Source organism: Streptomyces sp. URMC 126 (assembly GCF_051386555.1).
In the GTDB taxonomy this organism is placed as follows: Bacteria; Actinomycetota; Actinomycetes; order Streptomycetales; family Streptomycetaceae; genus Streptomyces.
The window spans coordinates 1-6,008 of sequence record NZ_JBPQTX010000385.1; the positions used below are offsets into that span (position 1 = coordinate 1).

The window sequence follows — 6,008 nt, forward strand, 5'->3', positions numbered from 1 at the left end:
GTGCGGGCGTGCGGGCGGAGGGGGAACGGGAGAGGGGGCCGGGGGTCCGCGCAAACGGAACGGTGGCGTCCCCCGCGCCGGGCCCGCAGGGGACCTGCCCTGGTGGCGCTCCGGGGAAACCGCTCCGGCGGGAGCCGTTCCGTTCGGAACGGGTCCCGCCGGAGCGGCTGCCCGGCCGCCGGCGAACGGAACCGCCCGGCTGGTGGGGCTAGTGGAACTGCTCCTCCTCGGTGGAGCCGGTGAGGGCGGTGGTGGAGGAGGCGGGGTTGACGGCCGTGGAGACCAGGTCGAAGTAGCCGGTGCCCACCTCGCGCTGGTGTTTGACGGCGGTGAAGCCCTGCTCCTGCGCGGCGAACTCCCGCTCCTGCAACTCCACGTACGCCGTCATGCCGCGCTCGGCGTAGCCGCGCGCGAGGTCGAACATGGCGTGGTTGAGAGAGTGGAACCCGGCCAGGGTGATGAACTGGAACCGGTAGCCCATGGCGCCCAGTTCGCGCTGGAACTCGGCGATCTCGTCGTCGCCGAGCGCGGCCTTCCAGTTGAAGGACGGCGAGCAGTTGTAGGCGAGCATCTTGTCGGGGTACTCGGCGTGGATCGCCTCGGCGAACTCCTTGGCCTGCGCCAGGTCCGGGGTGCCGGTCTCGACCCACAGCAGGTCGGCGTAGGGGGCGTAGGCGAGACCGCGGGCGATCACGGGGGCCATGCCCGGCTCGACACGGTAGAAGCCCTCCGCCGTGCGCTCGCCGGTGCAGAAGCGGGCGTCGCGCTCGTCCACGTCGCTGGTGAGCAGGTTGGCGGCCAGCGCGTCGGTACGGGCGACGATCACCGTGGGCACGCCGGCGATGTCCGCGGCCAGCCGGGCCGCGTTGAGGGTGCGGATGTGCTGCCCGGTGGGCACCAGCACCTTGCCGCCCAGGTGTCCGCACTTCTTCTCCGAGGCCAGCTGGTCCTCGTAGTGGATGCCCGCCGCGCCCGCGGCGATCATCGCCTTGGTCAGCTCGAACGCGTTGAGCGGGCCGCCGAAGCCCGCCTCGGCGTCGGCCACGATCGGCACCAGCCAGTCCACCGAGGAGTCCCCCTCGGCGGTGGCGATCTGGTCCGCCCGCAGCAGCGCGTTGTTGATGCGGCGCACCACCGCCGGCACCGAGTTGGCGGGGTACAGGCTCTGGTCGGGGTAGGTCTGGCCGGCCAGGTTGGCGTCGGCCGCCACCTGCCAGCCCGACAGGTAGATCGCGCGCAGTCCCGCCCGTACCTGCTGCACCGCCTGACCGCCGGTCAGGGCGCCGAGCGCGTGGATGTAGTCGCGTTCGTGCAGCTCCCGCCAGAGCCGCTCGGCGCCGCGCCGGGCCAGGGTGTGCTCCTCGTGGACGCTGCCCGCCAGCCGGACGACGTCCTCGGCCGCGTAGGTGCGCTCCACGCCTTTCCAGCGGGGTTCCTCCGCCCACCGCCGCGCCAGCTCCCGGGCCGTCTCGACCGCCGCCGTCCCTGCCTCAACCATGACCGTCTCCCGGTGTCGCCTCGAAGGTGCGTCCGTTCCGCCGGCGGGGTACGGGCCACGGCCCGTCGGTCCCGCCGCAGTGCTGCCGAGCGATCGTGCGCGGCCCGTGCCGTTCCGCCGTACGCGGGCGGAGGGTGACGGGCGCCGGGGGCCGGTGGGCGGAGTGCCGTGCCGCATGCCGACGGGCACGCCGGAGGGGCGCGCTCGCCGGGCCGCCGGAGCGTCGGGCCGCACCACGACTGTGGCAGTGGCACTGAGTGCCATCAACCACGGCTTTCTGCCAATTTCCGGTGAACCCTTTCCGACGTCCGGCCGACCGTCGGCGAGGCCGGACGGCCGCCCGCCCGGCGCCGACTCCGCCCGGGTGGCGGGCCCTTCGGGCGAGCGGCCCTCAAAGCGGCGCCGCGCAGCGCCAGTTCCACCGTCCGGACCGGCCGGTGAGGTCCGTGCGTGACAGCGGCGGTACGTCCAGCCGCCAGAAGACGTCCGGCGGCAGGTCCAGCGCGCTGACCACGGCGGCCCGGACGGCGGCGGGGCCGGCGACGGCGAGCACCCGGCCACCCCGTTCCGCCTGTGACGCCAGCCAGCCGCCGGTGCGGGTGAGCAGGGAGCGCAGCGGTTCTCCGCCGTGCGGGGCCGCGTCCGGGTCGGTCAGCCAGGCGGCGACCCCGGCGGGGTCGGCGGCCGCGATCTCCGCCAGCGTCCGGCCCCGCCACTCCCCCACGTCCGGATCGCCCAACTCCGGTGCTGGCACGGAGTGCACCCCCAGGGCCTCGGCCGTCGCCCGGCAGCGCGCTTCCGGCCCGGTGTACACCCTCCGGAACCCTCCCGATCCGGACAGACCGGCGAGAACACCCGCCCGGGCACGAACCTGCCGCAACTCCGCCTCCCCCGGCGTGTCGTCGTCGAACCGCGCCGCCCGCAGGGCCGCCGTCATCACCGACGCGACCAGCGTCACCCGAACCGTCACCACATCCGCCCCTTCTCCCGTCTCCGTCCCCACGCACCCGGCATGGCCAGGCATTTCGCGCCCGGCGGCGCGCGGGTGCGCCTCCCCTCGTCCATGGCGCGGGGGTGGCTCAAACGGTACGGTCACGACGACACGACGAAGGGTGACGGAAGCCGGTGGGAATCCGGCACGGTCGCGCCACTGTGTTCCGGGGCGTTCCACGCGGCGCCCGGGGAGTCAGACCCGCCCCTCGTCGTCCGGCACCCGAGGAACGGGACGCGACACTCCCCCAGGAGGTTCTGCCATGGCATCGTCCGCTCTCACCCCGTCCGGCACGTCCGCCGAGACCCCGGCCGTCACTCCCATATCCCTGAAGGAACTGGCCCCTTGGGCCGTCCTCGTCGGCCTGCTGACACTGGCCCTGCTCTACTTCGTCGGCGCGGAACAGGGCGCCACCTCCCTGCTCGCCGGCGAGACCGTGCACGAGTGGGTCCACGACGGCCGTCACCTGCTCGGCTTCCCGTGCCACTGACCGGCGGGAGGACACCCACCGTGACGTCCGTCCCCGTCCGGGCGCTGCTGGTCCGCGGGATGCTCGCCGGGCTCGGCGCGGGGCTGCTCGCCCTGGCCGTGGCCTATCTGCTGGGCGAGCCCCACGTGGACGCGGCCATCGCCTTCGAGGCGGCCCACGAGCACGGGCACGGCGGCGGCGAACCCGTCGGCCGTACCCTGCAGTCGACGGCCGGCCTGGCCACCGCGGTCCTGGTCTACGGCGTGGCGCTGGGCGGCCTGGCCGCGCTGGCGTTCTGCGTCGCGCTGGGCCGCGTCGGCCGGTTCGGGCCGCGCGCCGCGGCCGTGCTGGTGGCCGGCGGCGCGCTGCTGGCCCTGTACGTCGTCCCGTTCCTGAAGTACCCCGCCAATCCGCCGTCGGTGGGCGACCCGGACACCATCGGCCGGCGCACGGCGCTGTACTTCCTGATGATCGTACTGAGTGTGCTGTTGTGCGTCGGCGCGGTCGTCCTGGGCCGCACGCTGGCGCCCCGGCTGGGCGGGTGGCACGCGACGGTGGCCGCCGGTGCCGCGCTGCTCGTCGCCGTCGGGGCGGCGTACGCGTTCCTGCCGCCGGTGGACGAGGTGCCGGACGACTTCCCGGCCGACGTGCTGTGGCGGTTCCGGCTCGCCGCGCTCGCCGTCCAGGGCACGCTCTGGGGCGCGTTCGGCCTGCTCTTCGGGGAGCTCGCCGAACGGCTGCTGGTCCCCCCGGCCGTCCGCCGCCGGCCGCTCACCGTCCCCTGACCGCACCGCCCCCTGAGCGCGGGGTGTCGTTCCGTGTGGCCGCCACCACATGGAACGGCGCCCCGCTTTTCGTCTGTGACGGATGCTTCGGCGGGGGCAGGCGGGGCAGGATGTGCCGGAAGGTACGCGCCGACGGGGGCCGCGCGGGCGTACGGGGGAGCCACCAGCCGCCGTTCGCCGTCCCGCCCGGACCACCGGACCCTGGAAGGACGAGCGAGAGCATGCACCCGACCCCTCCCCCGACCCCTGCTTACGGGCTGCCCGGAGCCGCCCGATGACCGCCGACGACCACGTCCTCCTGCGGACCGAGGGCCACGCCGCCCGGATCACCCTCGACCGGCCCCGGGCCCTCAACGCCCTCACCCACCCGATGGTCCGCCGGATCGACGCGGCCCTGGCCGCCTGGGAACGGGACCCGGCCGTCCGGACGGTCGTCCTCGACGGCGCCGGCGACCGAGGGCTCTGCGCCGGCGGCGACATCCGCGCGATCCACGACGACGTCCGCGCGGGCGGCGGCGCCGCGTCGGCGGACTTCTGGCGGGACGAGTACCGGCTCAACGCCCGTATCGCCCGCTACCCCAAGCCGTACGTGGCCCTGATGGACGGCATCGTCATGGGCGGCGGCGTCGGGGTGTCGGCGCACGGGAGCGTCCGGATCGTCACCGAGCGCTCGCGGGTGGCCATGCCGGAGACGGGCATCGGCTTCGTCCCGGACGTCGGCGGCACGTTCCTGCTCTCGCGCGCGCCCGGGGAACTCGGCACCCACCTCGGCCTCACCGGTACGACGGTCGGCGCCGCGGACGCGCTGCTGTGCGGGCTCGCCGACCACTTCGTCCCCGCCGCGTCCCTGCCCGCGCTGGCGGCCGAGCTCGCGATGGCCCCGGTGGACGACGTGCTGGCCCGCCACGTCCGCCCGGCCCCGCCCGGCCGGCTCGCCGAGGACCGGGAGTGGATCGACGCCTGCTACGCGGCCCCGACCGTCGAGGAGATCGTCGAACGGCTGGCGGCGCACGGCTCCCCGGCCGCCAAGGAGGCCGCGGACACCCTCCTCGGCCGCTCCCCCACCTCGCTCAAGGTCACCCTCGCCGCCCTCCGCTCGGCGCGCGGCCTGGAGTCGCTGGAGGCTGTGCTGGAGCAGGAGTTCCGGGTGTCGTGCGCGGCGCTGTCCTCGCCCGACCTCGTCGAGGGCATCCGGGCGCAGGTCGTCGACAAGGACCGGACGCCCCGCTGGACCCCCGCGCGCCTCGCCGACGTGGGCGAGGGGGACGTGGCCCGCTTCTTCGCCGCGGGCGGCGCCTTCGGGGCGGACCGGCCGCTCTTCGCCCCGGACGAGCGTCCGTCGGTGGGGTGACAGCTCGTCACGGCCCTGACGCTCCACCGGGCCGGGCGCGAGGCTGACGCCGAGGCCCTGCCGGGCGCCGCCCGGCGGGGCCTCGAGGGAGGGAGGCCCCGCGCGCCCGTGGTCGTGAACACGGCCCGGACGGTGACGGCCGCGTGCGGCGGGCACGCGGATGACCTGAGGCGTCTTCCGGCCCACCGGCGTGCGGCTCGGCCGACCCGGCCGCCGGAGGTCCCCGGAACCGGTGAAGCCGCCCTTCCGCCGGTCGCGGAGCGCTACCGTGGACGGCACGGGGGAGCGAGCCGAGGGCACCGCGAGGAAGGCGAAGACGACCATTGGACGATCCCACGACCGCCGGCGCCGCGCCCGGCACCACAGCTTCCGTCACCACGTGCGCCGCCGAACCGCTCGGGCAGGTCGGCGAGTTGGTGGGCATACTCACCGACGACCAGTACCTGCACCGCCCGCGCGGGGCGAGCCCTATCGCCGGGCACGTCCGGCACTGCGTGGACCACTACACGGCCATCCTCGCGGGCGCCGGCAGCGGCACCGTCGACTACGACCGCCGCACGCGGGGCGGCCCGGTCGAGACGGACCGCGCCGCGGCGCTGGCCCGGCTGGCCCACGTCCGGAAGCTCGTCCGGACCGTCACACCACGTGACCTGCGGCGCCCGGTCGAGGTGGTGAGCGTGGTGGCCCCGGACGGCTCGGTGGCGCGGACGCCGTCGACGGTGGGCCGGGAGCTGGTGTTCGTCGCCCACCACGCCGTCCACCACCTCGCCGTGATGGTCCCGCTGGCCCGGGCGCTGGGAGTGGACGTCCCGGCCGAGTTCGGCTACGCGCCGGCGACGCTCGCGGCCGGGCGGCGGCCGGGGGCGGACGCGGACGCCTGACCGGTTACGGTCGTGGGACGCGCCTCCCCCGCC

Annotated in this window: 6 protein-coding genes; 4 read left to right on the forward strand and 2 right to left on the reverse strand. The window is 75.6% G+C overall.

The genetic code is table 11. The annotated features are described in order from the left end of the window. Nucleotides 1–208: 208 nt before the first annotated feature. Both aceA and ACSNOK_RS29715 read right to left on the reverse strand, forming a co-directional pair. Nucleotides 209–1,498, reverse strand: a complete 1,290-nt coding sequence (aceA, locus tag ACSNOK_RS29710) for an isocitrate lyase (RefSeq protein ID WP_436783894.1) — start codon at nt 1,496–1,498, stop codon at nt 209–211. A 391-nt stretch (nt 1,499–1,889) separates the two neighbouring features. Then, a complete protein-coding gene (locus ACSNOK_RS29715) occupies nt 1,890–2,468 on the reverse strand; it encodes a histidine phosphatase family protein (protein ID WP_436783895.1) in 579 nt (192 codons plus the stop codon). Nucleotides 2,469–2,751: 283 nt separating this feature from the next. Between ACSNOK_RS29715 and ACSNOK_RS29720 the strand changes: the two genes are divergently transcribed. The 4 genes from ACSNOK_RS29720 (at nt 2,752) to ACSNOK_RS29735 (ending at nt 5,975) form a co-directional block, all read left to right on the forward strand. Further along, a complete protein-coding gene (locus ACSNOK_RS29720; protein ID WP_436783896.1) occupies nt 2,752–2,979 on the forward strand; it encodes a CbtB domain-containing protein in 228 nt (75 codons plus the stop codon). Nucleotides 2,980–2,999: 20 nt separating this feature from the next. Next, nucleotides 3,000–3,743 carry a CbtA family protein gene (locus ACSNOK_RS29725; RefSeq protein ID WP_436783897.1) on the forward strand — a complete coding sequence of 248 codons (744 nt, stop codon included), beginning with the start codon at nt 3,000–3,002 and terminating at the stop codon, nt 3,741–3,743. A gap of 274 nt (nt 3,744–4,017) precedes the next feature. Further along, nucleotides 4,018–5,094 (forward strand): enoyl-CoA hydratase/isomerase family protein, encoded by a 1,077-nt coding sequence (locus ACSNOK_RS29730; RefSeq protein ID WP_436783898.1) that lies wholly within the window; start codon nt 4,018–4,020, stop codon nt 5,092–5,094. Between the two features lie 323 nt (nt 5,095–5,417). Further along, complete coding sequence (locus tag ACSNOK_RS29735; protein ID WP_436783899.1) at nt 5,418–5,975, forward strand: DinB family protein; 558 nt, start codon at nt 5,418–5,420, stop codon at nt 5,973–5,975. Nucleotides 5,976–6,008: the final 33 nt, after the last annotated feature.

Bases quoted from the DNA above. Each gene is read 5' to 3' on its own strand.
- ACSNOK_RS29730 (WP_436783898.1), top strand. From the start codon at position 4,018: ATGACCGCCGACGACCACGTCCTCCTGCGGACCGAGGGCCACGCCGCC.
- ACSNOK_RS29720 (WP_436783896.1), top strand. From the start codon at position 2,752: ATGGCATCGTCCGCTCTCACCCCGTCCGGCACGTCCGCCGAGACCCCG.
- aceA (WP_436783894.1), bottom strand. From the start codon at position 1,498: ATGGTTGAGGCAGGGACGGCGGCGGTCGAGACGGCCCGGGAGCTGGCG.